Genomic DNA, 26,614 nt, shown 5'->3' with positions numbered 1-26,614 from the left:
TCTTTCCCGTTCCTTTCGATTGCCGCGGAATCGTCGTATATGTCCGATACGGGCCGCCGCATCCGCGGGCGCGGCGGCCCGCGCGCTTACGCACGGTCGGGTTGCGGGCGTGCGGCCGGCGCGCGGAACACGAGCGCGAGCCCGGCGATGATCGCGCCCATGCCGGCGAGCGCGAGCGGCTCGGGCCGGTTGCCGAGCCACACGGCATCCATCAGCGTGGTGACGACGGGCACGAGATAGAACAGGCTCGTCACGTTGACGAGATCGCCGCGCTGCATCAACCGGTAGAACAGCAGTTGCGCGATCACCGAAATCACGATGCCGAGCCACAGCAGCGGCACGACGAACGCCCAGCTCGTGTCGAACGACACTGGCCGGAACGGCACGATCGCGACGCACAGCGCGAGGCCGATCGCATTCTGCAGCGGCAGCACGTCGGCGGGCGCCGCGCGTACGCGCTTTTGCAGCAGCGAGCCGACGGTCAGCGCGACGAGCGCCGTGAGCGCGCACGCGATGCCGGCAGCCGACAGGCCGCCCGTCCCGCCGCTCACGCCACGGCCGACAACGAGCGCGAGGCCGGTGAGCGACAGCGCGAGCCCCGCGATGCGCACCGGCTGCCAGTGACGACGCTCGACGATCGCGAGCGTGAGGATCGGCTGCACGCCGAGGATCGTCGCGAGCACGCCGGGTGCGATGCCGCGCTCGAGCGCGAGCAGGTAGAAGATCGAATAGCCGCCCATCATCAGCAAGCCGGTCAGCGCGGCCATGCGCCGCTCGCCGCGCGGCGGCAGCCAGCGTTTGCGCACGAACGCCAGCGCGAGCAGCACGAGCGATGCGAGCGCGAAACGGGCAGTGAGAAAGGCGAACGCGGATGCGTGACGCAGACCGAGTTCAGCGAAGATCGCGCCGCTGCTCCACAGCAGAACGAAGAGCGACGTCGCGCCATGCGCGGCAAGCGCGCGTTTGAACGAAACCATGTGAATCCACCTGTCGAACGGATCGAAACGTTCCATTCGCGCGCGGCAACGTGCCGTGCGTCATGACGCACGCATCGATAGCCGACGGCGCGAATGGAAGACGAAAACGGAAGCCGGCCAGTCAGCCGGCGCGTGCCGCCGGCGGGGGCGGCGCAGCGCAGACGAGCGGCGGTGCGACAGGAGGAGGAAGGACCGACGGATGCACGCACGCCTGCGGCCGCGAGTCGAACTGCGGCCGGGATCTGGCGAGGGCGGACGTGAGCGGATACATCGTGTCGGAATGCGATTGAACGCGAATGAAAGCCTAAGGTACAGCAAGGCAACCGTCGAGTGCAACTCCTGTCGGCGGCTGCCTGTCGCGAGCGATGGGCTGCGTCGATGCAGGCCGACACCGATGCGTCGGCCGCTGCGCACGCAAGCATTCGACGAACGGTGAAAAGCGATCGGCATGCGATGCGCGCGACGTGATGTGGGCGCCGATCGCGGCGCGTGTGCCGACGATCCCGCACGGAAGAAGCGAAGCGGTACGCGCGTTGCGTCGATCACGTGCGCGCGGCGGCGCCGGGCGGTTTCGGCGGGCAGTCACATTCGACAGGGTATGATGGGGGAAGCCGGGCGGGCAAGTGCGTGCCCGGCGCAGTGGTTGATTGGAGACATTCGACGAATTCGCGGCGCTTCGCCTGCTTCTTCTTCTTTTCGCGCTTCGATAAACCGTGAACAATGGGATCACGCGCAACGCTCCGCCGAGAGCGGCGCGGATCGCGCATTTGCCGGCTCGCCAGCGGGCCGGGTTTCAAGATTCAAGAGTGGGGAACCATCATGCATATCGGGTCGATCGTCTGCACTACCCATATCGCGGTGCCGAAGGGCGCGCGCGGCATCGTCCAGCGCATCCTGGGCGACATGGCCATGGTGACCTGGTACGAGGGCGTGCCGGGTGAGTCGAAAGAACTCAACACCGAGCCGTTCTTTCTGGAGGATCTGATCGACACCGGCGAATCCGTCCTGCCGGCCGGCGCGGCGCTTCACTAAGCACACATCGCATCGGACGCTCGTCTTTCGGTCCGGCTGGCGGCACAATGCGGGGCATGACAGACGCCACTTCCGCTCCCGCTTCTCCCGCCAGCCCGCCGTTCGCCGGCCTCACGCCCGAATGCGTGCTCGACGCGCTCGACAGCGTGCTGATGCCGGTCGGCCTGCGCACCGACGGGCGACTGCTCGCCCTCAACAGCTACGAAAACCGCGTCTACCAGGTCGGTATCGAAGACTGCCCGCCGGTCGTCGCGAAGTTCTATCGGCCCGCGCGCTGGTCGGACGACGCGATTCTCGAAGAACATGCGTTCGTCGCCGAACTCGCCGCGCGCGAGATTCCGGCGGTGCCCGCGCGATCGTTCGACGGCCGCACGCTGCACGCGTTCGACGGTTTCCGCTTCTCGATCTTCGAGCGGCGTGGCGGCCGCGCCCCCGATCTCGACCGCAGCGACACGCTCGAATGGCTCGGCCGCTTCATCGGCCGCATTCATGCGGTCGGCGCGACGCAGCCGTATGTCGCACGTCCCGTGCTCGACATCCATACGTTCGGCTACGAGCCGCGCGACTATCTGCTCGCGCACGATTTCATTCCGGATGACGTAAGACCGGCATACGCGACCGCGGTCGCGCTCGCCCTCGAAGGCGTCGAGGCCGCGTTCGAGCGCGCGGGAGAGATTCGTCTGCTGCGCACGCACGGCGACTGTCATCCGAGCAACGTGCTGTGGACCGATGCCGGCCCGCATTTCGTCGACTTCGACGACAGCCGGATGGCGCCGGCCGTCCAGGATCTGTGGCTCCTGCTGCCGGGCGATCGCGAAGGCGCGTCGCGCGCGCTGGCGGACCTGCTTGCCGGCTACGAGGATTTCTGCGAATTCGAGCCGCGCGAGCTGCATCTGGTCGAGGCGCTGCGCACGCTGCGGCTGATCCATTACGCGGCGTGGCTCGCGCGGCGCTGGGACGACCCCGCGTTTCCGGCCGCCTTCCCGTGGTTCAACACGCATCGTTACTGGGAAGCGCGCGTGCTCGAATTGCGCGAGCAGATCGGCGCGATGCAGGAAGGGCCGCTCTGGCCGGTGTGACGGCCGCGTGCGCGGCATCGACGCCGCGCGGCAGGCGCGCAAGGGCCGCGACGCGACGCGCGCGGCCCGGCCGGCTCAGAACTTCAGCATCAGCTTGATCAGCGCGGCGAAGCGCTTGCCGTACGGCGGCGCGAGCAGGTTGCGTGCGTTCAGCCGTGCCTGCGTGAGCACCGGCTTCATCTTCGAGAACGTCACGAAGCCGTCGTAGCCGTGATACGCGCCCATGCCGCTCGCACCGACGCCGCCGAACGGCAAACTGCCGCACGCGATGTGCATCAGCGTTTCGTTGATCGATACGCCGCCCGAGACCGTTTCGCGCATCACGCGGTCGATCGTGCCGCGATCCTCGTCGAACAGGTACAACGCGAGCGGACGCGGGCGCGCATTGACGTACGCGATCGCCTCGTCGATCCGCTCGTACGGCACGAGCGGCAGCAGCGGCCCGAAGATCTCTTCCTGCATCAGCGGCGACGCGGCCGGCGCGTGCGTGACCGCGCACGGCACGAAGCGGCGCGACGCGGGATCGGACTGCGCGTCGGACAGCGGATGCAGCTGCGCGCCGGCCGCCTGCGCGTCGCTCGCGAGTTGCTGCAGGCGTGCGTAGTGACGCGGCGACACGATCGTCGTGTAGTCGCCGTTGGCCGACAGGTCCGGATACAGCTTCGCGAAGCGGGTCCGCGCGCGCTCGATGAACGCGCCTTCCATTCCGCGCGGCAGCAGCACGTAGTCGGGCGCGATGCAGGTCTGGCCGGCGTTCAGCGTCTTGCCGGCGACGATCGCGTCGACGGCCGCGTCGAAGCGCGCATTCGGGCCGACGATCGCCGGCGACTTGCCGCCGAGTTCGAGCGTGACGGGCGTGAGGTGGTCGGCGGCCGCGCGCATCACGTGGCGGCCGACGTGCGTCGAGCCGGTGAACAGCAGATGATCGAACGGCAGCGCGCTGAACGCGGCGCCGACCTCTGCGTCGCCGTTCACGACCGCGACGTGGTCGCGCGCGAAGGTCTTGCCGATGAGCTGCTCGAACAGCGCCGACGTGCGCGGCGTCAGTTCGGACATCTTGACGATCGCACGGTTGCCGGCGGCGAGCGCGCAGATCAGCGGGCCCGCCGCGAGCAGCACCGGGTAGTTCCACGGCACGACGATGCCGACCACGCCGAGCGGCTGCGGAATCACCTTCGCGCGCGCCGGACGCAGCCACTTGTTCATCGGCTTGCGGATCGGCTTCATCCAGCGCTTGCCGTGCTTCAGCGCATCGTCGATCTCTTCCTTCGCCATCCAGATTTCCGACAGCAGCACTTCCTGTTTCGCGCGATGGCCGAAATCGGCGCTGATCGCGTCGGCGAGCGCATCCGCGTGATCGATCAGCATCGTGCGCAGCGCGCGCAGGTGCTGCGCACGCGTGTCCCATGCGGGGTACGGCGCGCGCAGGTACGCCGCGCGCTGGTCGTGCAGCAGCGACGTCAGCGTGTCGACCGACGGCAGTGCTTGAGGGGCCAGTTCGGGCAGGTCGTTCTTCATGTCGTCTCCTCCAGTTGGGCCTGGCTGATCGGCCGGCCGTCACGCCGCACGCGCACGCTCGGCGAGCGCGGCGACGCGGATCGGGTGATGCGTGTCGCACGGCACGGGGCCGGATGCGACGGGTATTCGAAAACCGGTTGCGGCACGCGGCAGGCGTCGTATCCGCGCGACGGTGCCCGCGTCCGAAAATCGTGCCGCACGGCCTGCGCACACGACTCGATACGGTGACGAGCGGGCACGCGATGCCGCCTTGCGATCGTCTGCCGATACGCCGCGGCAGGGCAGTGCGATGCGTATGCGACGGCGGGTCGCCGCGCATCGTGCGTCGGCGCCGACACACCGTCCAAACGGTCGGCGACGACACGCGTCGTTCGATTTCGACCGACCGCGCGCATGACGCCGTGCATCGTCGCGCGGGCCGCCGTTTGAAATGAAATGCGGGCCGCGCGCGTGGCCTGCGGATCACCCGGTCGGCACGCGGCCTGCAGAATCCGGCGCTGCATCGTCGTTCCTCCCGTTTCGCGACGAATCGGCTTCTCGTGGCCGGTGCATCGCGCGAAGCGCATCGGTACATCTTAAATTTAGTTCACGCGGGCGTTTAGAGGAATCGCTCTTGAATCCGCGCGCCGCGCACGCGACGGCCATTCCTACAATGCCCGAACACAAGAGGAGACGCGGTCGCGCGGCGGTGCCGGGCGCCTTCCATGACACGACGGAGACGTGACATGCAATACGACTACATCATCGTCGGCGGCGGTTCGGGCGGATCGAGCCTCGCCGGCCGTCTCGCCGATGCCTGCCCCGATGCGACGATCGCGCTGATCGAGGCCGGCTCGCATACGGAGCGCAACCTGCTCGTCAACATGCCGGTCGGCATCGCGGCGCTGGTGCCGTTCAAGCTCGGCACCAACTACGGCTACGAGACGGTGCCGCAGCCGGGCCTCGGCGGGCGGCGCGGTTACCAGCCGCGCGGGCGCGGGATGGGCGGTTCGAGCGCGATCAACGCGATGATCTACACGCGCGGCCACCCGGGCGACTACGACGAGTGGGCGCGGCTCGGCGCGACGGGCTGGGGCTGGCAGGACGTGCTGCCGTATTTCCGCCGCGCGGAAGGCAACGCACGCGGCGCCGACGCGTGGCACGGCGCGGACGGCCCGCTGTCGGTGTCGGATCTGCGCTTTCGCAATCCGTTCTCCGAACGATTCATCCAGGCCGCGCACGCGGCCGGCTATCCGCTGAACGACGACTTCAACGGCGCGACGCAGGAAGGCGTCGGCTTCTATCAGGTCACGCATCGCGACGGCTCGCGCTGCAGCGTGGCGCGCGCGTACATCTACGGCCGCGACCGGCCGAACCTGCACGTGATCACCGATGCGACGGTGCTGCGCGTCGGGTTCGACGGCAAGCGCGCGGTCGGCGTCGTCGTATCGCGCAACGGGCGGGTCGAGACTTTCGGCGCGCGTGCGGAAGTGATTCTGTCGGCCGGCGCGTTCAATTCGCCGCAACTGCTGATGTGCTCGGGGATCGGCCCGGCAGAGCAATTGCGCCGGCACGGGATCGCGGTCGTGCAGGATGCGCCGGACGTCGGCACGAACCTGATCGACCACATCGACTTCATCATCAACACGCGCGTGAATTCGTCCGAGCTGGTCGGCGTGTGCCTGCGCGGCATCGCGAAAATGACGCCGGCGCTCGCGCGCTATTTCTCGAGCCGCACGGGGATGATGACGAGCAACGTCGCGGAGGCCGGCGGCTTCATCAAGAGCGATCCGTCGCTCGAGCGGCCCGACCTGCAACTGCATTTCTGCACGGCGCTCGTCGACGATCACAACCGCAAGATGCACTGGGGCTTCGGCTATTCGCTGCACGTGTGCGCATTGCGGCCGTTCAGTCGCGGCACGGTGGCGCTCGCGAGCGGCGATGCGCGCGACGCGCCGCTGATCGATCCGCGCTTCTTCAGCGATTCACGCGACCTCGACCTGCTGGTGCGCGGCACGCAGGCGATGCGGCGCATCCTGTCGCAGGCGCCGCTCGCGTCGCAGGGCGGGCGCGAGCTGTACACGCGGCCGGACCAGAGCGAAGCGGAGCTGCGCGCGACGATCGTCGCGCATGCGGACACGATCTATCACCCGGTCGGCACCTGCCGGATGGGCAGCGATGCGCGCGCGGTCGTCGATCCGCAACTGCGCGTGCGCGGCGTCGACGGGCTGCGCGTGGTGGATGCGTCGGTGATGCCGACGCTGATCGGCGGGAACACGAATGCGCCGTCGGTGATGATCGGCGAACGCGCGGCCGACTTCATCGTCGCGGCGCGCCGGGGCAGCGTGCCGCGCGGCGAGGCGGCTGCCGTGGTGCACGGCCGCTAGGCGGCGCGCGCACGGCGGCGGCCATGCTCAGGCAAACGTATCGACGAGGCCGGCGCGGCTCGCGCGCACGGCGACCGGTGCGGATTGCGCGGCGTCGGCCGGTGCATCGACGGCTGACGGTCCGCCGTTCCCGCGTCGCGACGACTGGCCGCCGGCGAAGGTCTGCTGCGGGTTGGGCTGCTGTTGCGAGGCGAGGCCGCCGTCGCTGACGGTCGCGCTGCCGAGCCCGAGCCCGCCCGCTTCCATCGCCTCGCGCAGCTTCGGCAGCGCGGCTTCGACCGCGTCGCGCACCTGGGCGTGCTGCGACACGAACAGCGCGTGCGCGTGATTGTCCGCGACGCGCAGCACGACCTGCAGCGGCCCGAGATCGGGCGGGTTGAGCGTCAGCTCGGCGCTCTGCTGGTGCGCATTCGACAGGAACACCACTTTCTGGCTCAGTGCATCCGTCCAGTCGGCCGTGCCGACGTGCGGCGCGAGCACGTGCGCGTTGGCGGCGGCGATCGCGCCGGCGGCCGGCGACAGTTGCAGGTTCGCCTGCGCGGCGGCGGCGGCCGTTGCGCCGGCCGCGAGCGTCGCGCTGGCGGCCGGGTCCGTCGCGTTGCTGGCCGCCGTGAGCGCGTGCTGGGTGCCGGACTGCGCGTTCGCGTCGGCCTGCAGCGCTTGCGGGGTGACCTGAGCCGGCGTCTGCTGGGTGGCGAGCGCGCCTTTCGCGTCGGCGAGCGTGCGGTCGAACGTCGGCACTTTCGGCGTCAGCGGCGCGGCGGCATTCGAGGCGGTCGCCGTCGCCGTCGTGGCTGCGGCCGCGGGTGTGGCCGCGGCCGTGCCGCTCGCCGGCATCGCGATCGCGCCCGCGCCGCCCGTCAGCTTGGCGAGCGCGGCTTGCAGCGCGTCGCGGCTCGATGCCGGGTCGCTCGGTTGGGCGGCCGCGTCCTGGGTTGCATGGGTGGCGAGCATGGCCGTGGCGTCCGGCTGGCCGGATACGGCCGTCTTTTGCGTCGTGGCGGCAGCGGCAGCGGCGGTCGCTGCGTCAGCGGGCGGCGTTTGGTCCACGCGCGCCTGCAGTTGCGCCTGCACGGCGGCGGCGGCCGCGAGCGCGGCGGCATCGGGGTTGGCGGTGGCGGTCGCGGCCGTATCGTCGGTCGCGTCGTCGTCGTTCGTGCCGGACGCCTTTGCACCGGCTGCCGGCTTCGACGAAACCTGTTTGGCCGGCACGTCCGGTGTACCGGCGTTGGCCGTATCGCCGCGCGTGGCGACGCTTTGCTTCAGCGTCTGCGCGAACGGCACGGCGCTCGCGGCGGCCGACGCATCGTTGGCGGCGGACGCACCCGAGCCGCGGGCGGCCTTGAGTGCGGCGCCGGCGGTGTCGAGCAGCGCACCGAGCAGGGGGAGGGGAGGCATGACGGTTCTCTCGTTCGAATGCGGTGGTCGGTTACGACGAGCGGGCCGCGTCGGCCCGCATGCGCAGGATCTTCGCGGCGTGTTCGTCGGCGTCGCGCTGTTCGCGCCGGGCGTCGCGCTGCGCTTCCTGCGCGACGCCGCGCGCCTGCAGGATTTCATACGAGCCGACGGTACGTTTCTTCTGCTGCCAGTTCGGGCGCGCCTCGTCGATGCGGACTTCGGCCGCGGCGAGCACGGTGCGCTGCTGCGCGATCGCCGCATCGAGCGTGTCGATGAACGCCTGGAAATTGCGCCAGTTGCCGGCCGGCATCCCGCTCTGCGCGGATTGCGCGAAGCGCGCGTGATATTCGTCGCGATAGCGCAGCAGGGCGTCGAGCTGTTCGGCCGCCGCGGTGCGGTCGCGCTGCGCGGTGCCGAGCTGCTTCGCGGCCGAATCGAGGTCTTCCTGCGCGCGGTCGAGCAGCAACTGAAGGGGAAAGCCGTGGGCCATCGGGATCAGCCTCCGTAAGCGTCGAACAGCGCATCGAGCGCGGTGAGGCTCGATGCGAACGGCGCGCATTCGCGAAAGCCCTGCTGCAGGAACGCCTCGATGCGCGGGTAGAGCGCGATCGCGCGGTCGAGCTGGGCGTCGCGGCCGGGTGCGTAGGCGCCCACCGCGATCAGGTCGCGATTGCGCTGGTAGCGCGACAGCATCTGCTTGAACTGCCGCACGTGATCGAGATGCGTTTCGTCGATCAGCGCGGTCATCGCGCGGCTGATCGACGCCTCGATGTCGATCGCGGGATAGTGGCCGGCCTCGGCGAGCGCACGCGACAGCACGATGTGGCCGTCGAGGATCGCGCGCGCCGAATCGGCGATCGGGTCCTGCTGATCGTCGCCTTCGGTCAGCACCGTGTAGAACGCGGTGATCGAGCCGCCGCCTTCGGGCCCGTTGCCGGTGCGCTCGACGAGCGCGGGCAGCTTCGCGAACACCGACGGCGGATAGCCTTTCGTCGCGGGCGGCTCGCCGATCGCCAGCGCGATCTCGCGCTGCGCCATCGCGTAGCGCGTCAGCGAATCCATCAGCAGCAGCACGTGCTTGCCCTGGTCGCGGAAATACTCGGCGAGCGACGTCGCGTACGCGGCGCCCTGCATCCGCAACAGCGGCGACACGTCGGCCGGCGCCGCGACGACGACCGAGCGCGCGAGCCCGTCCTCGCCGAGGATCTGTTCGATGAATTCCTTCACTTCGCGGCCGCGTTCGCCGATCAGGCCGATCACGATCACTTCCGCGCTCGTGTAGCGCGCCATCGTGCCGAGCAGCACCGACTTGCCGACGCCGGAGCCGGCGAACAGGCCCATCCGCTGGCCGCGGCCGACGGTGAGCAGCGCGTTGATCGCGCGCACGCCGACGTCGAGCACGTGGTGGATCGGCTCGCGATCGAGCGGGTTGATCGACGGCGCCGACAGCGGCGCGTCGACTTTCGACGCGAGCGGGCCGAGGCCGTCGAGCGGGCGGCCCGACGCGTCGACGACGCGCCCGAGCATTTCCCAGCCGACCGGCAGCCGCTTCGCGCCCGCGAGCGGATCGGTGACGGGCGCGCTTTCGCGCGGCCACACGCGTGCGCCGGGCAGGACGCCGGCGACGTCGGTGGTCGGCATCAGGAACAGGCGGTCGCCGCCGAAACCGACGACTTCGGCTACCGCGTGCGGCAGCGTGCTGCCGGGCGGCAGTTCGATCGTGCATTCGGCGCCGACCGACAGGCGCAGCCCGATCGCTTCGAGCACGAGGCCGGCCGCGCGCGTGAGGCGTCCGCACGGCCGCAGCGGCAGCGCGTGGTGGCTGCGTGCGGCGAGCCCGTTCAGGTGCGTGCGCCAGTGCGCGAGATGCGGATTGTGCGGCGCGCGCGGGGCGGCGGCCGAGGCCGCTGCATGCGGCGCGGTGTCGTGGGCGGGATCGTGCGCGGCCGCCGGCCCGAACGACGCGAGCGCGAGTTCGCGTTCGAGCGGCGTCATGCCGTCGTGCGCGAGCGCGTCGGGCAAGCGCGTCACCACGTGCTCACCTTGCCGATCGCGGCGGCCACGCGCTGCCAGCGCGTGGGCAGCGTCGCGTCGACCTCGCCGGTCGCGGCATGCGCGCGGCAGCCGCCGCGCTCGATCGACGCGTCGGTGCGCACGTTCCAGCCGAGCGTGTCGAGGTCATCCTGCAGATACGCTTCGACGACGGGCAGGTCGGCCGGATTCACCGCGAGATGCGGCGCGCCGGACAGCGCGGGTTCGGCCGCGAGCACGTCGCGCACGGCGGCGACCAGCGCGGCCGGGTCGTGCTTCACGTGCTGGCGCACGACCTGCTGCGCGATGTCGAGCGCGAGTTGCGCGAGGTCGGACGCGAGATCGTGTTCGACCGCCGATACGGCTTCGCGGAACGACGCGGCGAGCGCCGCGAGCTGCGCGGCCTGTTCGCGGGCGTCGGCCTGGCCGGCCTCGAAACCCTGCTCGCGGCCCTGCTCGAAACCGGCCTGATAGCCGAGCGCCTGGCCTTCGACGTGGCCGGCCGCATGGCCTTCGGCGTGCGCGGCGTCGCGCACGCGCTGCAGTTCCTCGGCGAGCGCGGCGGCAGCGGCCGCCGCGTCGTCGGGCGGCGGCGGGGGCGGCGGCGGGTCGAACGACGCCATCTCCCACCGCTGGTATGCGGTGAGGGTGCCCACGCGATCGCTCGCCGAATCAGACATACGCGTCTTCCGCCTTGCCGCCGATCGCGATCTGGCCGCTCTCGGCGAGGTTGCGCACGATCTGCAGGATGCGGCGCTGCTGCGTCTCGACTTCGGACACGCGCACCGGGCCGCGCGCGTCGAGATCCTCGGCGAGCAGTTCGGCCGCGCGCTGCGACATGTTCGCCAGGAACTTCTGGCGCAGCGCCGGCGGCGCACCCTTCAGCGCGACGATCAGCGTTTCCGACTCGACTTCCTTGAGCACCATCTGGATCGCGCGATCCTCGAGCTCGAGCAGGTTCTCGAACACGAACATCTGGTCGATGATCTTCTGCGCGAGATCGGCGTCGTACTGGCGCACGCTTTCGAGGACGCCTTCCTCGTGCACGCTCGTCATGAAGTTCAGGATCTCGGCCGCCGTGCGGATGCCGCCCATCGGGCTGCGCTTCAGGTTGTCGCTGCCGGACAGCAGGCCCGTCAGCACGTCGTCGAGCTCGCGCAGCGCGGCCGGCTGGATGCCGTCGAGCGTCGCGATCCGCAGCAGCACGTCGTTACGCAGCCGTTCGGTGAAGCACGACGCGATTTCGGACGCCTGGTCGCGGTCGAGGTGCACGAGGATCGTCGCGATGATCTGCGGATGCTCGTTCTTGATCAGTTCGGCCACCGCGCCCGAATCCATCCATTTCAGGCCCTCGATGCCGCTCGTGTCGCTGCCCTGCAGGATGCGGTCGATCAGCACGCCGGCCTTGTCCTCGCCGAGCGCCTTCGTCAGCACCGAGCGGATGTACTCGCTCGAATCGAGCGACAGCGCGGTGTGCTGCTCGGCTTCCTTGACGAACTCCTGCAGCACGTCCTCGACCTGCTCGCGCGTGACGTTCTTCAGCGCGGCCATCGCGGCGCCGATCTTCTGGACCTCGCGCGGCGCGAGGAACTTGAATACCTGCGCGGCCTCTTCCTCGCCGATCGACATCAGCAGCAGCGCGCTCTTGGTCAAGCCTTCAGCGTTCATCGGACACCCAGTTCTTCACGACGGTGGCGACGATCTTCGGATCCTGGCGGGCGATCGTGCGCGCGTAGTCGAGGTTGCGTTCGTAGCGGTTCTTCTCGTTTTCGAAGCCCAGCAGCAGCGGATCGACTTCCTCCGCCGCCTTTTCCGGCGCGGGCAGGCCGTCGAGCGCGAGCGCGTCGTCCGGCGCCGCGAGCGCCGGCGCGGCCGGCTCGGGCGCAGGAAACGCGCGGCGCATCGCCGGGCGCACGAACATGAAGTAGAGCGCCGCCGCGGCCGCCGCGATGCCGAGCCACTTCGCGGCTTCCTTCGCCATCGCGATCATGTCGGGCTGGCGCCACCACGGCAGGTCGGTGTACGGGTCGCTCACGGTCGAGAACGCGCTGTTCACGACGTTCACCGAGTCGCCGCGCTTCTCGTCGTAGCCCATCGCGTCCTTCACGAGCTGTTCGACCTGCGCGAGCTTCGCGGGCGGCAGCGGCTGCATCGTCACGTGGCCCTTCGCGTCGGCGATCGGCTGGTAGTTGACGACGACCGCGACCGACAGCCGCTTCACGCTGCCCATCGGCTGTTCGAGATGGCGGATCGTCTTGTCGAGCTCGTAGTTGGTCGTCTGGTCCTTGCGGTCGCTGACCGGCGTCGTCTGCGGCCCGTTCTGGCCGTTGCCGGCGACGATCGGCGCGGAAGCCGGCTGCGGCGGCGTGTTCGACAGCGCGCCCGGCACGCCCGACGCGCCGCCCTGCGCGAGTTCGGTCGCGCTGCTGGTCTGCTGGCTGCGGATCGCAGCCTGCTGCGGCGTGCCGTTCGGGCCGTAGCTTTCCGACGTCTGCTCGATCTTCGAGAAATCGAGATCCGCGCTGACCTGCGAGCGCGCGTTGCCGGCGCCGAAGATCGGCGCGAGGATCGCGTCGATGCGCTTCTGCGTGTTGTGTTCGACCTGCTGCACGTACTTGAGCTGGCTCGCGTCGAGGCCGGAGGCGGATGCGGTCTGGGTCAGCAGGTTGCCGTCCTGGTCGACGATCGTCACGTTCTTCGCCGGCATGTCGGGCACGCCGGACGACACCATCCGCGTGATCGCCTGCACCTGACCCTCGTCGAGCACGCGGCCCGGGTAGAGGTCGACGAACACCGACGCGCTCGGCGCTTCCTTGTCGCGCACGAACACCGACGGCTTCGGGATCGCGAGATGCACGCGCGCGCCGCGCACGGCATTGATCGATTCGATGGTGCGCTGCAGCTCGCCTTCGAGCGCGCGTTGGTAATTGATCTGCTCGGCGAACTGGCTGATGCCGAATTTCTGGTTGTCCATCAGCTCGAAGCCGACCGAGCCGCCCTTCGGCAGCCCCATCGCGGCGAGCTTCAGGCGCGTTTCGTGCACCTGGCTCGACGGCACGAGGATCGCGCCGCCGGCATCGGCGAACTTGTAGGGAACGTTTGCCTGCTGGAGTGCGGCAATGATCGCGCCGCCGTCGCGGTCCGACAGGTTGCTGTACAGCACGCGGTAGTCGGGCGCCCGGCTCCACAGCACGAGCGCGGTGATCGCGGCGATCGCGAACGCGACGGCGATCACGAACGGCAGCTTCGGGTTGCCCTTCATCCGCGAGATGCCGGGAATGCGTTCCGCGAAGCCGCCAAGCCCGAAGTCCGCGCCCGCGCCGCCCGCGCCCGGCAACGCGGCGGCCGCGGCGGTGGCGGGCGCCGGGCTGAGGCCCGCGCGGGCGTCTGGGTTGATCAGCGAGTTGGCCTGCGAATCCATGCGTCGAGTTTCTCCGGAGCGGGACGACTGAGCTCGCTCGGACGAGCGGGCGGACAATGACACGATGCGATTATCGTGACCCGCGGCGCACTCCGATCGACCGAAAAGAGCGGGGTTTCCCCCGTACTTTCTCGGCTTTGACGCGCGCCGCGCTGCTATCCTTTTTCGCGATCCGGCATGGTGCGCGTGGTGCGGCGCCGGCGGATCACCCGGTGCGTCCGGGTTTCTTCTCTATGTCTGGGGACAGCATGACTGCGAACGTCAGCGGAATCGGTTCGGTGTTGCAACAGATGCAGTCGATGGCCGCGCAGGCGTCCGGCGGCGTCGCGAGCCCGACGGCGGCGCTGGCCGGCTCGGGCGCGGCGACGGCCGGCACGTTCGCGAGCGCGATGAAGGCGTCGCTCGACAAGATCAGCGGCGACCAGCAGCACGCGCTCGGCGAGGCGAAGGCGTTCGAGGTCGGCGCGCCGAACATCTCGCTGAACGACGTGATGGTCGACATGCAGAAAGCCAATATCGGCTTCCAGTTCGGGCTCCAGGTCCGCAACAAGCTAGTGAGCGCTTACAACGACATCATGCAGATGTCGGTGTGAGGCGACGGGCATCCGGGGGCGCGCATCCGGCGACGGGCATCCGGGGGCGGACATCCGACGACGGGCATCCGGGGCCGGTCGGCCGACGACGGGCATCCCGGGACGGTTCGGCGCTTGCGGAACGGGGCCGGCGGGCCGACATCGCTTGCCCGACGGCAGCCCCGGCGCACCTAAAGCTTTTCAAATCCCTTCCGATAACTCGGTGAAGGCCGCGCCGTGCGACGCACGACGGCGGCTCCCGTACAGCCCAAGGCAAGTAAAAGGAGAAGCGCATGTTTTCCCCAGGACACGCTGGAGCCAGTGCGTACGCGCGTGTCGGCGTCGAGACCGGGGTGATGGGCGCCTCCCCGCACCGGCTGATCGCGATGCTGTACCAGGGCGCGCGGCAGGCGATCGCGCTGGCGCGCATGCATTTGCAGCAGGACAACGTAGCCGGGCGCGGCGAAGCGATCGGCAAGGCGATCCGGATCGTCGAGAGCGGCCTGCAGGCGTCGCTGAACCGCGACGCGGGCGGCGAGATCGCCGACCGGCTCAATGCGCTGTATGCGTATATCGGCCGGCGTTTGCTGGAAGCGAACGCGCAGGCGAGCGACGCGATGCTGGTCGAGGTCGACGGCTTGCTCGCGACGCTCGAGGAAGCATGGACGGGCATCGCCCCGGAAGTCGCGCGGATGGCCGCGCAACAGGTAGCGGAAGCATCACGATGAGTCACAAGGCCGAATACTTCGCGCGTTACGAGGCGCTCGCCGCCGTGTCGGGCCGGATGCTGTGCGCCGCGCGCGATGCCGACTGGAGCGCGTTGCCGGGGTTGCAGGCCGAATTCATGCAGCTCGTCGACGGGTTGAAGGAGGCCGATCCGGGCGTCGCGCTCGACGAATCGGATCTCGGCCGCAAGCTCGACCTGATCCGTCGCATCCTGGCCGACGACGCCGCGATCCGCGATCTCGCGAGCCCGGACGTCGCGCGGCTGTCCGCGCTGTTCGAGGCGCGGCGCTCGACCCAGGTATTGACCGATCTCTATCGCGCGCGCGGGTAGGGCCGTGTTCCGGGAGACGGGCGAGGCGCCCGGGCCCGGTGCCGCACGCGGCGCGCGCTGTTCCCGCGGGCGGCACCGGCGTGCGTGCCGCGCCCGCATTCGCAACGACGTGCAGGGTCCGCTTGCATACGGAACGGACCCGAAGGTGAGCAGGCTCCGATCATGACCGGTATCGACTCCGTTGCGGCCGCACTGCTGGCGAGCCGTCTCGACAGCCTGCTGACCGGCACCGTATCGGCGCCCGCCGGCGGCGGCGCGACCTCGCAGGTCGGCACGCCGGGCGCCGGCGCGTCGTCCCCGCCGCCGGCCGGCAGCCCGCCCGCCGCGCCGCCTGCTTCCACGCAGACCGCGCTGTCCGAGGTCGGGCGCGCGCTCGACGCGATCTCGCGCTCGGGCGGCGATGCGACGCCGGCGATCGTCGGGCGGCTGCCGCTGCTGGCCGATCCCGCCGTGCTGCTCGCCGATACGCCCGTGCCCGCGCCCGTGCCGGCTGCGTCCGGTTCCGCTGCATCTTCCACGCCGGCTTCCGCTGAAGCGTCGCCCGCCGCGGCGGTGCGCGATGCGGCCGCGCCGCCGCAGGCCGTGGCGTTGCGCGCGGCGCTCGCGCAGGCCGTGAGTGAAAGCGGCCTCTTCTACGAATCCCATCTGGCGCAGTGGCTGGCCGGCCAGCGTCCGCTCGCGGCGCTGCTGCGCGAGCCGCAGGCACGCCTCGCGACCGCGCTCGCGCCGGCCGAGCCGGAAGCCGTTCCGCACGAGCCGACCGACGTGCTCGACGAACTGCTCGCGCAGCGCCCGTCGCTGCCGGCCGCCGCACGGGCCAGCGCGCCACCGCCGGCCCAAGGCGGCGCGCCTGCGCACGATCTTGCGCAGGCCGCGCCGACGGCGGCCCGGCAGGGCGCATCGTTGCCGGCCGACCTCGCCGATCCGCTGGCGGCGCACGCCGATACGCGCTGGACGCCCGCGCGTGCCGAGCTGGCCGCCGCATCGTCCGATTCGCAGGCGTCGCCGCTCGCGACCGTGCACCCGGCCGCCGTGCCGCTCGTTCGGCAGCAGCTCGATGCGCTCGCGACCGACCAGTTTCGCTGGACCGGCGAGGCGTGGCCCGGCGCGCGGCTCGACTGGACGATCGAACCCGACGAGCCGGGCCATCGCGCACCGCGCGGCGGCGACGACGACACGGGCGACGGTATCGCGTGGCGAACGCGCCTGACGCTGACGCTGCCGTCGCTCGGTACGGTCGATGCCGAGCTGGTGCTGAACGGCGCGCAGCTCGTCGCGCGGTTGCGCGCGAACCAGACGGGCGCCGACCGTCTCGCGCGCAACGAAGCCGCGCTACGGCAGCGGCTCGAGGGATCCGGGCTCAGGGTGGGCGGGCTGTCGATCCGTGCGGTCGACGACGGGCCCGACGGCTTCGACCTGTTCGCCGCGCAGGCAGCCGCCGCCGCATACGCGCGCGGCGCGGCCGGCGGCCCCGGCGCACGGGTGCCGGGCGACGATGACGAGGCGCTGCGATGAGCATGACGTCCCGCAAGCGCGCGGCCGCGCTCGTCTACGATCCGAAAGGCGGCGATGCGGCGCCGCGCGTGGTGGCGAAGGGTTACGGGGTGCTCGCCGAGATGATCGTCGCGCGCGCGCACGACGCGGGGCTGTACGTGCATACGGCGCCGGAGATGGTGTCGCTGCTGATGCAGGTCGATCTCGACGACCGGATTCCGCCGCAGCTCTATCAGGCGGTCGCGGACCTGCTCGCGTGGCTGTACGCGCTCGATCGCACCGAGCCCGCGCCGGACGAGGCCGCGCCGCGGTTTCCGTTGCCGCCGTTGCGCTGAACGGGCTGACGTCGGGCGGCTTCTTACGAACGGCTGTCCGCGGCTTGCGGGCACCGTTTTGCCGGCATTTTCGGTCTATCGATCGTCATCGCGCTGCAAAAAGTGCATTTCGTCCGCGTTCTCGCGCACGCCGGACCTGCCGCTTCGTGCGCGGACGGATTGAGTCGGCTTTCAATTTGTGTAATGATATCCATTCTCATTTTCATGCTGCCCGGGCGGCGCGCACTTCCTGCGCGCCGCCCGTCGTTTTGAACGAATGGATACTTTCGCGTGAACGCGCCCGAAACGATCGACCCGCCCAAGACGGGCATGCCGCGCGCCGGCATCACCGTACTGCACCCGGCGGGCCGCCCGCTGAACGACGACGAGCTGGCCGCGCGCCGTCAGCGCTCGCGGCGCGCGACTTTCATCAAGTGGCTGCGCAAGGTGCACGGCTGGGTCGGGCTGTGGGGCGCGGTGCTCGGGCTGCTGTTCGGCGTGACCGGTGTGCTGCTGAACCACCGCGCACCGCCGCTGAAGATCTCGACCGGCGAGCCGCAGGTCGAGGAGATGCAGATCGCGCTGCCGGATCCGGTGCCGAAGACGCCCGCCGCGATGACGAAATGGCTGCAGCGGGAGCTGCATTTCGACGGCAAGCCAGGCCGCATGCGCAAGGAACCCGCGCAGGCCGTCGCGTGGGGCGACAAGCGCGTGATGCAGCCCGAGCACTGGCAATTCGGCGTGTTCGGGCCGCACCAGAACCTGCAGGCCGAGTACTGGGTCGGCAACGGCTACGTGTCGGTGAAACGCACGGGCAACACGTTCCTGACGACGCTGAACAACCTGCATCGCGGCGTCGGGATGAATCTCGGCTGGGTGCTGCTGATGGATACGATCGCAGGCTCGCTGATCCTGCTGTCGCTGACGGGCGTGCTGCTGTGGACCGAGCTGAACAAGCGCCGCACGGTCGGCGTCGTGCTGGTGGTCGGTTCGGTTGCCGCCGCGCTGGCGGCCGGCCTGACCTGAGCGACGTCCGCGCCGGGGCAGCGGCATGCGGCCGAGCCCGACGCGAGCGTTACCGCCCGCCGCCGCGGGTCAGAGCCCGCAGGCCGCGCCGCTGTTCGCCGCGATTTCGCGCGCGGCCTTCGCGCCTTCGACCTGCAGGATCGTCGGCAGCGACACGTTGTTCTTCGCGGCGGTGATCTCGGCGAGGATCGAGATCGCGATTTCCGGCGGCGTCCGGCTGCCGATGTAGATGCCGGCCGGCCCGTGCAGCCGGGCCAGTTCCACTTCGTTCAGATCGAATTCGCGCAGCCGCTCGCGCCGCGCTGCGTTGTTGCGCCGCGAGCCGAGCGCGCCCACGTAGAACGCGGGCGTCTTCAGCGCCTCCATCAGCGCGAGATCGTCGAGCTTCGGGTCGTGCGTGAGCGCGATCACGGCCGAACGCGCATCGAGCTTCATGTCGAGCACCGTATCGTCGGGCATCGTGTGGACGACGCGCGTGCCCGGCACGTCCCACGCATCCGTGTATTCCTCGCGCGGATCGCAGACCGTCACCTGGTAGTCGAGCCCGACCGCGATCTGGCACAGATAGCGCGACAACTGGCCGGCGCCGATCACGAGCATCCGGTAGCGCGGCCCGTGGATCGTCACGAGCCGCTCGCCGTCGAAGGCGAGCCCGTCGGTCGCCTGCGCGGGCGACAGCGATGCGCGGCCGGTCGCGAGCGTCATCGTGCGCGTGACGAGGCGGCCGCCCTCGACCTCGGCGCACAGCGCGGCGATCCCGCTGTCGCGCGTGAGCGGTTCGAGCACGAGCTGGATTGTGCCGCCGCAAGGCAGCCCGAAGCGGTGCGCCTCCTCGGCCGTCACGCCGTACTTGAGCGCTTCCGGGCGCGCATCGGCCGCGATGCCGCTCGCATGTACGCGGGCGATCAGGTCGTCCTCGATGCACCCGCCGGACACGGAGCCGACCACGAGGCCGTCCTCGCGCACCGCGAGCATCGCGCCTTCGGGGCGCGGCGACGAGCCCCACGTCTTCACGACCGTCACGAGCAGCACGCGGCGCCCTTCTTCGAGCCAGCGCGCGCTGGATTTCAGTACATCGAGATCGACGCTTTCCATCGTTTTTTCCTGTTGCCGGACGGCCCGCCGCGCGGCGCCGTCGTTCGATGGCGGAATTATGAACCGCGCGGCGCGCGCGTGCAGGCGGCGCGCCGGCGGGCGCAGGCAAATCCGGAGGATCGGGCAAGACATCGCGACGATCGGACAGTGATCGCGCGGTGGCCGAGAGTGCGGGAGAGAGGGGCGTGCGGGGCCGGAGCCGGCCCCGCGTGGGTTCGTCATGGCGCACCGCGGAAGGCGCGCCATGGCGGCGCTCAGTGCGCGTCGGGGTGGCCGTGCGCGAGCTTCGAGTGGTGCCGCGAGTACAGCGCGTAGATCACGAGGCCGATCACGAGCCAGATGCCGAACGCGGCCCACGTGACGGGCTGCAGGTTCAGCATCAGGAACAGGCACGACGCGACCGCGAGGATCGGCACCACGGGCACGCCCGGGCAGCGGAACGCGCGCGGCAGTTCGGGGTGCGTGCGGCGCAGCACGAGCACGGCGATCGACACCATCGAGAATGCCGCGAGCGTGCCGATGTTGATCAGCTCGGCGAGCACGTTGAGCGGCACGAGCGCGGCGATCAGCCCGAAGAACAGGCCGACCAGCCAGGTCGTCAGGAACGGCGTCGCAAAACGCGGATGCACGCGCGACAGCGCGGCCGGCAGCAGCCCGTCGCGCGACATCGCGAAGATCACGCGCGTCTGGCCGTAGCTCATCACGAGGATCACGGTCAGCATGCCGAGCACCGCGCCGAGATCGATGAAGCCCGCCACCCACTTCTCGCCGGCGACCTGCAGCGCGTACGAGATCGGATGCGAGATGTTCGCGTACTGGGCCGACGGCACGATGCCGGTCGCGACCGCGGCGACCGTCACGTACAGCACCGCGCACACCGCGAGCGATGCGATGATGCCGATCGGCAGGTCGCGCTTCGGATTCTTCACTTCCTCGGCCGCCGACGACACCGCGTCGAAGCCGATGAACGCGAAGAACATCACGGCCGCCGCGCCGAACACGCCGTTCCAGCCGTGCGGCATGAACGGCTTCCAGTTCGCGGGCGTCACGTGGAACACGCCGACCGCGATCACGAGCAGCACGACCGACACCTTGATGAACACCATGATGTTGTTGATGCGGGTCGACTCGCGGATGCCGATCGACAGCAGCGTCGTGATCACGATCATCACGAGGAACGCGGGCAGGTTGAACCACGTGGTGACGCCTGGCACCGCGCCGGGCGCGGCCGTCAGCACGGCCGGCAGCGACAGCCCGAAGCCCTGCAGCAGCGACTGCAGGTAGCCCGACCAGCCGACCGACACGGCCGACGACGCGAGGCCGTACTCGAGCATCAGATCCCAGCCGATGATCCACGCGACGAGCTCGCCGAGCGTCGCGTACGAATACGTGTAGATCGAGCCGGCGACGGGGATCGTCGAGGCGAACTCCGCGTACGACAGCGCGGCGAGGCCGCACGCGATCGCGGCGATCACGAACGACAGCATCAGCGCCGGGCCGGCCTGGACGGCGCCGGTGCCGGTCAGCACGAAGATGCCGGTGCCGATGATCGCGCCGATGCCGAGGAAGGTGAGGTCGATCGCGCCGAGCGCTTTCTTGAGCCCGGCGGCTTGCGCGCCGGCGATCATGCGATCGACGTTTTTCTTGCGGAAGAGGGACATTGCGGATGAATCGCCGGCACGCGCGGGCACGGCGCGCCAACTAAGTGAAAACCCATAATTTTAGCCGATTTGGCGTGCCAGCCCCGCGGCGGCGCAGCGGCGCGCGGCGCAATCGTCCGATAAAACAAGCGTTTGTGCGCGAAACGGGCGCGGCTGGGTGCGGCGCGGCGTGCGCTGCTACGCCGGATCGGACGAATTCGGGTTGGCTGGGGATCAGGCGCCGGCCGCGGGCGCCATGTCGACGAGCCGGTTGCTCATCACGTAGAACGTGAGTTCCGCGTTGTTCGACAGCCGCATCTTCTCGAGCAGCCGCGACCGGTACACGCTCACCGTCTTCACCGACAGCGACAGCGTGTTCGCGATATCGGTGAGCCGCTTGCCCGACGCGAGCATGCAGAGCGTCTGGTATTCGCGGTCCGACAGCTTCTCGTGCGGCAGCGGTTCGTTCTCGAACGACACGTATTCGGCGAGCGCCTCGGCCATCGCGGGGCTCACGTACTTGCGGCCGGCCGCGACCTGCTGGATCGCGCCGATCATCTGCGCGGCGTTGACCGTCTTCGACAGGTAGCCGGCCGCGCCGGCCTTCAGCGCGCGCACCGCGTACTGGTCCTCGCGGTACATCGAGAACATCAGCACGGGCGCGCGCGTCGGCTTGCGCTTGAGGCGCTTGAGCACCTCGATGCCGTTCGTGTCGGGCAGCGAGATGTCGAGCAGGATCACGTCGAATTCCTGCTTGTCGACGGCGGCCATCGCGTCGCCGCCGCACTCGGCCTCGGTCACGTCGCGCGCGACGCCGCGGTCGATCAGCAACTGGCGGATCCCTTGCCGGACGATCGCATGATCGTCCACGAGCAGGATGTTCAGGCTCATCGCGACCTCACGAAAGCGACGTGCGGCGTGCCGCGCCGGGCACCGCGAGCAGCGAAGCCCATGCGAAGCGCGCGGTGACGCGCGTGCCGCGGCCGGTTGCCGGCGTGGCCGTCTCGAAGCTGCCGCCGAACGCCTCGCAGCGGGCGCGCATGCCGGCCAGGCCGTAGCCGCTGCGGCGGCGCCGGGCGAAACCGGTCCCATCGTCGGCGACACTCAGCGACAGATATGTGCCGTCGGTGATGATCCGGACGTCGACCGACGTCGCGCGCGCATGTTTCGCGACGTTCGACAGCGCTTCCTGCGCGACGCGGAACACAGCGAGCGCGCTGGTGCCGGCGAGCTGGGTCAGGCGGGCGTCGGCCGCGCACACGAAGCTCGTGCGCAGGCCCGTGCGCGCCGCATGGGTGTCGATCCACGACGACAGCGCGCCGACCATGCCGCCATCGAGTGCCGGCGTGTCGCGCTCGTCGATGAGCCGGCGATTCGCGTCGGTCGCGGCGTCGAGCGCCTGCTGCGCCAGCGTCAGCGCGCGCAGGCAGGCTTCCGGCGCATCGGCCGGCAGCCACGTTTGAACGTTTGCGAGTGCGAAGCGGGCGGCGGTCAATTCGGCGCCGAGCCCGTCGTGCAGCTCGCCGGCCAAATGGCGGCGGGCCGCTTCGTCGGCGGCGAGAAGCTGGGCGGAAAGTGCCGCGATCCGGGCGGCGGACGCGTCGCGCTTCGACGCTTCGTCGGCCATGGGCGGAGTAGCAGCGCGGCCGGGCATGCGCTGCCGTGACGGGAACGGGGCGTGGGCGCCCAAGGGCGCGTTAAGCGACGTATCCATGACTCTCCCTGCTGTCAGAAAGCGGTTCAGACACCGGCTGGCTGCGTGGGCTGGCTGCCGTTTCGATGACGGTCGCCGCCAGAGAATCGTTCCATGCCGAAGTAACAAAAGTTACGTCTTGTAACACTTGCATCCGACCCTTCCATACTCATCGGAACGACGACCACGCGGGCCGAATAATATCTCAAAATTTCCGAAAAGGTCATGTCGGGCGGTCATTTAAGGGTAAATGTGAATAATCGGAATGAAGGTGTTGTAGGAAAAACACTGACACCCGAACACCCGGCGATGACGTATCAAAATGTAACTATTTGAGATGGAATGGTCCCAGTTTGTTACGAATTCGCCAAGTAGGGACGAAAAAAAACCGGAGCTTTTGCTCCGGTTCTTGATGATGCGCAAATTGGGGGATCGATCAGTCCACGAATGCGCGCTCGATCACGTAGTGGCCCGGCGCGCTGTTCTTGCCTTCGACGAGGCCGGCCTGCTTCAGCAGCTCGGTCGTGTCCTTCAGCATCGCGGTGCTGCCGCACAGCATCACGCGGTCGTTTTCCGGCGAGAACGCCGGCACGCCGAGATCCGTGAACAGCTTGCCCGTCGCGATCAGGTCGGTGATCCGGCCTTCGTTGTCGAACGCTTCGCGCGTGACCGTCGGGTAGTAGACGAGCTTTTCCTTGATGATGTCGCCCAGGTACTCGTGGCCCGGCAGGTCGTGCTTGATGTAGTCCATGTACGCGAGCTCGCCCTTCAGGCGGCACGTGTGGGTCAGGATCACCTTGTCGAAGCGGTCGTAGATGTCCGGATCGCGGATGATCGACATGAACGGCGCGAGGCCCGTGCCCGTCGACAGCATCCACAGCGTCTTGCCCGGCAGCAGGTTGTCGGCCACCAGCGTGCCCGTCGGCTTCTTGCCGATCAGCACCGTGTCGCCCACCTTCAGGTGTTGCAGGCGCGACGTCAGCGGGCCGTTCTGCACCTTGATGCTGAAGAATTCGAGATGCTCTTCGTAGTTCGGGCTGACGATCGAATAGGCACGCGCGAGCGGCTTGCCGTCGACTTCGAGGCCGACCATCGTGAATTCGCCGTTGTTGAAGCGCAGGCTCGCCTCACGGGTGCAGGTGAAGCTGAAAAGCGTGTCGGTCCAGTGATGGACGGATTGAACGGTGGCGGTGTCGTATTTGCTCATGGCTTTGAAAACGGACGCGCGTGGCGAACGCGTGTAACGGGCCCAAAAACGGGCAAAAAAAACCGAGTGCGACGGCCCGATCGCGGATCGGCCGGCCGGCGCGTCGGACACGCGCCTTCTCGATGACAGACGTTTGAGGAACTCGTTATTTTACCCTGTTGACGCGGATCGCGGGCTTGACCCCCGCGGCTGCGCGGATTTGGCGCAACATATCCTTGCAACGGGCTTTCGGCGATGGGCCGCCCGTTTCGCGCCGAGGCCCGGACGCTCCGACGGCGCCGTGACTGAGAGGGCGCGGCCGTCCGGCGGGTTACTGCGGATCGAGGCGCAGGCGCGCGATGTACGGCAGGTGGTCCGACAGCCACGCGGCTTCGCCGGACGGCGCGCGCCATTCGAGCGGCGTCAGGCCGCGCACGAACATCTTGTCGAGCGCGAGCGCCGGCGAGAACGCGGGGAACGTGCGGCCCGATTCGCCGAGCAGCGTCGCGACCTCGGACAGCCCGATCTCGCCGAACAGCGCGACCGAATCGTTGCGCCAGTCGTTGAAGTCGCCGGCGAGCATCAGCGGGCCGTCGCCCGCGTTGCGCTCGATCCAGTGCGCGATCCAGTGCATCTGGCGCAGCCGCGCGGCGCGCGTGAGCGCGAGGTGCGCGCACAGCAGCGTGACCGGGCGTGCGCCCGCCAGCGTCGCGCGCGCGACCAGCAGCCCGCGGCGCTCGAAGCGGTGCGCGGAGATGTCCCAGCGGCCGCCGAGGTCGAGCGGATGCGGCGACAGGATCGCGTTGCCGTGCCGCCACGACGGCTTGAACACGTTCGGCCCGAGCGCGATCTGCCAGTCGAGCGCCTGCGCGATCTCGGTGGCCTGGCAATGCCACACGTCGTCGACCGTGTCGTCCATCGGCGCGCCGAAACCCGGTGCGAGCATCGGGCGCGGCATGCGGCGCGCCATCGCTTCCTGCAGGAAATACACGTCGGCGTGCATCGACTGCATCCAGTTGCGCATCGCGTTCCACGCGGTGAAGCCGAGCGGCGAGCGGCCCTTGTGCAGGTTCCAGCTGACGGCGGTGATTTCGTCGGGCGCGGCGTGCGGTTCGGCGAACGGCAGGGAGAGGGCATCGGCGGACATGAGGTTCAGTCCTTCGAGACGTGCGCGCGCACGCGGTAGACGAGATGCGGATGCTGCTCGACGAGCGTCCAGTCGGTCCAGGCGTCGCCGCCGACCGACAGGCCGGGGTGGCTCGCGACGATTTGCCGCGGCGACGCGGGCAAGCACGGATCGCCGCGCGTCGCGTTTTCGTCGTCGAGCGTTTCCTGCACGTCGAGCCCGAGCGACACGGTGTTCGCGTTGGCGTCGACGGCGAGCGGGGCGACCGTCACCGAGCGTGAGCGCTCGGTCGGCACGACGCGCGCGGCATTGCCGCAGCCCACCGGCACGGCGGCCGGATAGCGATGGGTATCGGTGCGGGACTGGCCCACGGTGGTGTTTTGCTGGAACGTGTCGATCGTCTGACCGTCGCGCACCACCTGGATTTCCCATGCGACGACGGCCGGCGCGGGGCTCTGCGCATGGGCGGCGAGCACGACGCTCGCAAGCAGGACGGCCAGGCCGTGTTTCAGCATGAAACGTCTCCGGAAACGCGGGATAGCGGGGAACGGACGCACATCTTACGCCCGATCGATTTCGGTCGTGATGTGACGGGACGTGCCGCGACAGGTTCGCAGCACGATGCGGTCCTGCTCGGCAGGTAAGGCCGCGTCATGCGTTTTCAAGCGAAAAAGCGCGTGAACTCGGCGACCCTCGCGCGCTCGGTGACGAGACGGTTCTCGATCGCGTCGGGGTCGGCATGGCCGAGCGCCATCCCGCAGACGAACTGTTCGTTCGGCGGAATGCCGAGGTGTTCGGCGACGATCCGGTGAAACGGCACGAACGCGGCCTGCGGGCAGGTATCGAGGCCGCGGGCGCGCGCGGCCGTCATCACGCCTTGCAGGAACATCCCGCAATCGAGCCACGCGCCACGTGTCATGACCCGGTCCAGCGTGAAGAACAGCGCGACCGGCGCATCGAAGAAACGGAAATTGCGCCTGTGCTGCGCGTGCATGCGCGCCTTCTCGTCGCGGCGGATGTTCAACAGGCCGTACAGATCCCAGCCGACCTTGCGGCGCCGGTCGATATACGGCGACACCCATTCGCGCGGGTAGTAGTCGTATTCGGCGACGTATTTCTCGTCGCGCGCCGGATCGTCGTAGGCCGCGGTGAGCGCGGCGGCGAGTGCGTCGCGCGTGGCGCCCGTCGCGACGTACACGCGCCATGGCTGGATGTTGGTGCCCGACGGCGCACGGCTCGCGGCTTCGAGGATCGCCTCGATCGTGTCGCGCGGCACGGGCGTCGGCAGGAACGCCCGGACCGAACGACGCGACTTGAGCGCGGCGTCGACGGCATCGACGGAACGGATCGCGTCGGAGTCGACGCGCGGAGAAGCAGCGGGGACGGACATCGGCAACCCTTCGGGCGAGGCGTCAGGCGAGGTGCGCGGCCGCATGCGCGCGGCGCGCGGGCGCCATCGGCGAGCCCGGCGCGAGCCTTGTGAACTTTCGATCATACGCCGCGACGCACGAGCGTGCAGCGGGCGCGCGCTGTTAGCAGCAGACGCGCCTGGCTGCTTGCTTGCATGGCGATGCGGGATCGCTACACTG

Annotated in this window: 25 protein-coding genes; 9 read left to right on the top strand and 16 right to left on the bottom strand. The window is 69.5% G+C overall.

The window, feature by feature from the left end:
• Positions 1 to 86: 86 nt before the first annotated feature.
• On the bottom strand, positions 87 to 977 hold the full coding sequence (locus HWX09_RS10630; RefSeq protein WP_027785720.1) for a DMT family transporter: 891 nt from the start codon (positions 975 to 977) through the stop codon (positions 87 to 89).
• 819 nt (positions 978 to 1,796) lie between these two features.
• Between HWX09_RS10630 and HWX09_RS10625 the strand changes: the two genes are divergently transcribed.
• Both HWX09_RS10625 and HWX09_RS10620 read left to right on the top strand, forming a co-directional pair.
• Complete coding sequence (locus tag HWX09_RS10625; protein ID WP_027785719.1) at positions 1,797 to 2,009, top strand: hypothetical protein; 213 nt, start codon at positions 1,797 to 1,799, stop codon at positions 2,007 to 2,009.
• Between the two features lie 56 nt (positions 2,010 to 2,065).
• Positions 2,066 to 3,088, top strand: a complete 1,023-nt coding sequence (locus tag HWX09_RS10620) for a serine/threonine protein kinase (RefSeq protein WP_027785718.1) — start codon at positions 2,066 to 2,068, stop codon at positions 3,086 to 3,088.
• Between the two features lie 75 nt (positions 3,089 to 3,163).
• On the opposite strand, the gene HWX09_RS10615 is transcribed toward HWX09_RS10620, so the two are convergent.
• A complete protein-coding gene (locus tag HWX09_RS10615) occupies positions 3,164 to 4,606 on the bottom strand; it encodes a coniferyl aldehyde dehydrogenase (protein WP_027785717.1) in 1,443 nt (480 codons plus the stop codon).
• Positions 4,607 to 5,331: 725 nt separating this feature from the next.
• Here HWX09_RS10615 and HWX09_RS10610 point away from each other — a divergent pair.
• Positions 5,332 to 6,972 carry a GMC family oxidoreductase N-terminal domain-containing protein gene (locus HWX09_RS10610; protein ID WP_027785715.1) on the top strand — a complete coding sequence of 547 codons (1,641 nt, stop codon included), beginning with the start codon at positions 5,332 to 5,334 and terminating at the stop codon, positions 6,970 to 6,972.
• A gap of 27 nt (positions 6,973 to 6,999) precedes the next feature.
• On the opposite strand, the gene HWX09_RS10605 is transcribed toward HWX09_RS10610, so the two are convergent.
• From HWX09_RS10605 to fliF, 6 genes are read right to left on the bottom strand one after another with little or no spacing between them, the layout of a single operon-like run.
• Positions 7,000 to 8,370 carry a flagellar hook-length control protein FliK gene (locus HWX09_RS10605; protein WP_027785714.1) on the bottom strand — a complete coding sequence of 457 codons (1,371 nt, stop codon included), beginning with the start codon at positions 8,368 to 8,370 and terminating at the stop codon, positions 7,000 to 7,002.
• Positions 8,371 to 8,401: 31 nt separating this feature from the next.
• Positions 8,402 to 8,860, bottom strand: a complete 459-nt coding sequence (fliJ, locus tag HWX09_RS10600) for a flagellar export protein FliJ (RefSeq protein ID WP_011546447.1) — start codon at positions 8,858 to 8,860, stop codon at positions 8,402 to 8,404.
• 5 nt (positions 8,861 to 8,865) lie between these two features.
• Positions 8,866 to 10,404 carry a flagellar protein export ATPase FliI gene (gene fliI / locus HWX09_RS10595; protein WP_027785713.1) on the bottom strand — a complete coding sequence of 513 codons (1,539 nt, stop codon included), beginning with the start codon at positions 10,402 to 10,404 and terminating at the stop codon, positions 8,866 to 8,868.
• Entirely contained in the window at positions 10,398 to 11,081 is a 684-nt protein-coding gene (fliH, locus tag HWX09_RS10590) for a flagellar assembly protein FliH (protein WP_027785712.1), read from the bottom strand. The genes fliI and fliH overlap by 7 nt, the downstream gene beginning before the upstream one ends.
• Positions 11,074 to 12,069, bottom strand: coding sequence for a flagellar motor switch protein FliG (fliG, locus tag HWX09_RS10585; RefSeq protein WP_027785711.1), 996 nt, complete (start codon positions 12,067 to 12,069; stop codon positions 11,074 to 11,076). Before fliG ends, fliH begins: the two co-directional genes overlap by 8 nt.
• Positions 12,059 to 13,822, bottom strand: coding sequence for a flagellar basal-body MS-ring/collar protein FliF (gene fliF / locus HWX09_RS10580; protein WP_027785710.1), 1,764 nt, complete (start codon positions 13,820 to 13,822; stop codon positions 12,059 to 12,061). The genes fliG and fliF overlap by 11 nt, the downstream gene beginning before the upstream one ends.
• 248 nt (positions 13,823 to 14,070) lie before the next feature.
• On the opposite strand from fliF, the gene fliE reads away from it, so the two are divergent.
• The 6 genes from fliE to HWX09_RS10550 all read left to right on the top strand — a co-directional run bounded on the left by fliE (position 14,071) and on the right by HWX09_RS10550 (position 18,285).
• Entirely contained in the window at positions 14,071 to 14,415 is a 345-nt protein-coding gene (gene fliE / locus HWX09_RS10575) for a flagellar hook-basal body complex protein FliE (RefSeq protein ID WP_006486991.1), read from the top strand.
• A gap of 272 nt (positions 14,416 to 14,687) precedes the next feature.
• The gene (gene fliS, locus HWX09_RS10570) at positions 14,688 to 15,122 is read left to right on the top strand and encodes a flagellar export chaperone FliS (RefSeq protein ID WP_006486995.1); all 435 of its coding nucleotides are present in this window, start codon (positions 14,688 to 14,690) and stop codon (positions 15,120 to 15,122) included.
• On the top strand, positions 15,119 to 15,451 hold the full coding sequence (locus HWX09_RS10565) for a flagellar protein FliT (RefSeq protein ID WP_027785709.1): 333 nt from the start codon (positions 15,119 to 15,121) through the stop codon (positions 15,449 to 15,451). Before fliS ends, HWX09_RS10565 begins: the two co-directional genes overlap by 4 nt.
• A gap of 162 nt (positions 15,452 to 15,613) precedes the next feature.
• Positions 15,614 to 16,966 carry a flagellar hook-length control protein FliK gene (locus tag HWX09_RS10560; protein ID WP_027785708.1) on the top strand — a complete coding sequence of 451 codons (1,353 nt, stop codon included), beginning with the start codon at positions 15,614 to 15,616 and terminating at the stop codon, positions 16,964 to 16,966.
• The gene (locus tag HWX09_RS10555) at positions 16,963 to 17,280 is read left to right on the top strand and encodes an EscU/YscU/HrcU family type III secretion system export apparatus switch protein (RefSeq protein WP_027785707.1); all 318 of its coding nucleotides are present in this window, start codon (positions 16,963 to 16,965) and stop codon (positions 17,278 to 17,280) included. The genes HWX09_RS10560 and HWX09_RS10555 overlap by 4 nt, the downstream gene beginning before the upstream one ends.
• Before the next feature lie 270 nt (positions 17,281 to 17,550).
• Positions 17,551 to 18,285 (top strand): PepSY-associated TM helix domain-containing protein, encoded by a 735-nt coding sequence (locus HWX09_RS10550; protein ID WP_027785706.1) that lies wholly within the window; start codon positions 17,551 to 17,553, stop codon positions 18,283 to 18,285.
• A 69-nt stretch (positions 18,286 to 18,354) separates the two neighbouring features.
• On the opposite strand, the gene HWX09_RS10545 is transcribed toward HWX09_RS10550, so the two are convergent.
• The 8 genes from HWX09_RS10545 to HWX09_RS10510 form a co-directional block, all read right to left on the bottom strand.
• Positions 18,355 to 19,380: an XdhC family protein gene (locus HWX09_RS10545; protein WP_027785705.1), complete on the bottom strand. Its 1,026-nt coding sequence runs from the start codon at positions 19,378 to 19,380 to the stop codon at positions 18,355 to 18,357.
• A 254-nt stretch (positions 19,381 to 19,634) separates the two neighbouring features.
• Complete coding sequence (locus HWX09_RS10540) at positions 19,635 to 21,041, bottom strand: amino acid permease (protein ID WP_027785704.1); 1,407 nt, start codon at positions 21,039 to 21,041, stop codon at positions 19,635 to 19,637.
• Between the two features lie 213 nt (positions 21,042 to 21,254).
• Positions 21,255 to 21,911 (bottom strand): response regulator transcription factor RqpR, encoded by a 657-nt coding sequence (gene rqpR, locus HWX09_RS10535; RefSeq protein WP_027785703.1) that lies wholly within the window; start codon positions 21,909 to 21,911, stop codon positions 21,255 to 21,257.
• Positions 21,912 to 21,918: 7 nt separating this feature from the next.
• The gene (gene rqpS / locus HWX09_RS10530; RefSeq protein ID WP_027785702.1) at positions 21,919 to 22,734 is read right to left on the bottom strand and encodes a quorum system sensor histidine kinase RqpS; all 816 of its coding nucleotides are present in this window, start codon (positions 22,732 to 22,734) and stop codon (positions 21,919 to 21,921) included.
• 415 nt (positions 22,735 to 23,149) lie between these two features.
• Positions 23,150 to 23,920, bottom strand: a complete 771-nt coding sequence (locus HWX09_RS10525) for a ferredoxin--NADP reductase (protein WP_027785701.1) — start codon at positions 23,918 to 23,920, stop codon at positions 23,150 to 23,152.
• 310 nt (positions 23,921 to 24,230) lie between these two features.
• Positions 24,231 to 25,046, bottom strand: a complete 816-nt coding sequence (locus HWX09_RS10520; RefSeq protein WP_027785700.1) for an endonuclease/exonuclease/phosphatase family protein — start codon at positions 25,044 to 25,046, stop codon at positions 24,231 to 24,233.
• Positions 25,047 to 25,051: 5 nt separating this feature from the next.
• Positions 25,052 to 25,540 (bottom strand): hypothetical protein, encoded by a 489-nt coding sequence (locus HWX09_RS10515; RefSeq protein ID WP_027785699.1) that lies wholly within the window; start codon positions 25,538 to 25,540, stop codon positions 25,052 to 25,054.
• A 146-nt stretch (positions 25,541 to 25,686) separates the two neighbouring features.
• Positions 25,687 to 26,415 carry a nitroreductase gene (locus HWX09_RS10510; protein WP_027785698.1) on the bottom strand — a complete coding sequence of 243 codons (729 nt, stop codon included), beginning with the start codon at positions 26,413 to 26,415 and terminating at the stop codon, positions 25,687 to 25,689.
• Positions 26,416 to 26,614: the final 199 nt, after the last annotated feature.

The sequence above is a fragment of the Burkholderia sp. BCC1208 genome (genome assembly GCF_902833095.1).
Lineage (GTDB): Bacteria > Pseudomonadota > Gammaproteobacteria > Burkholderiales > Burkholderiaceae > Burkholderia.
Note: the sequence above shows the minus strand (reverse complement) of the source record. Positions and strands in the feature narration are given on the sequence as shown.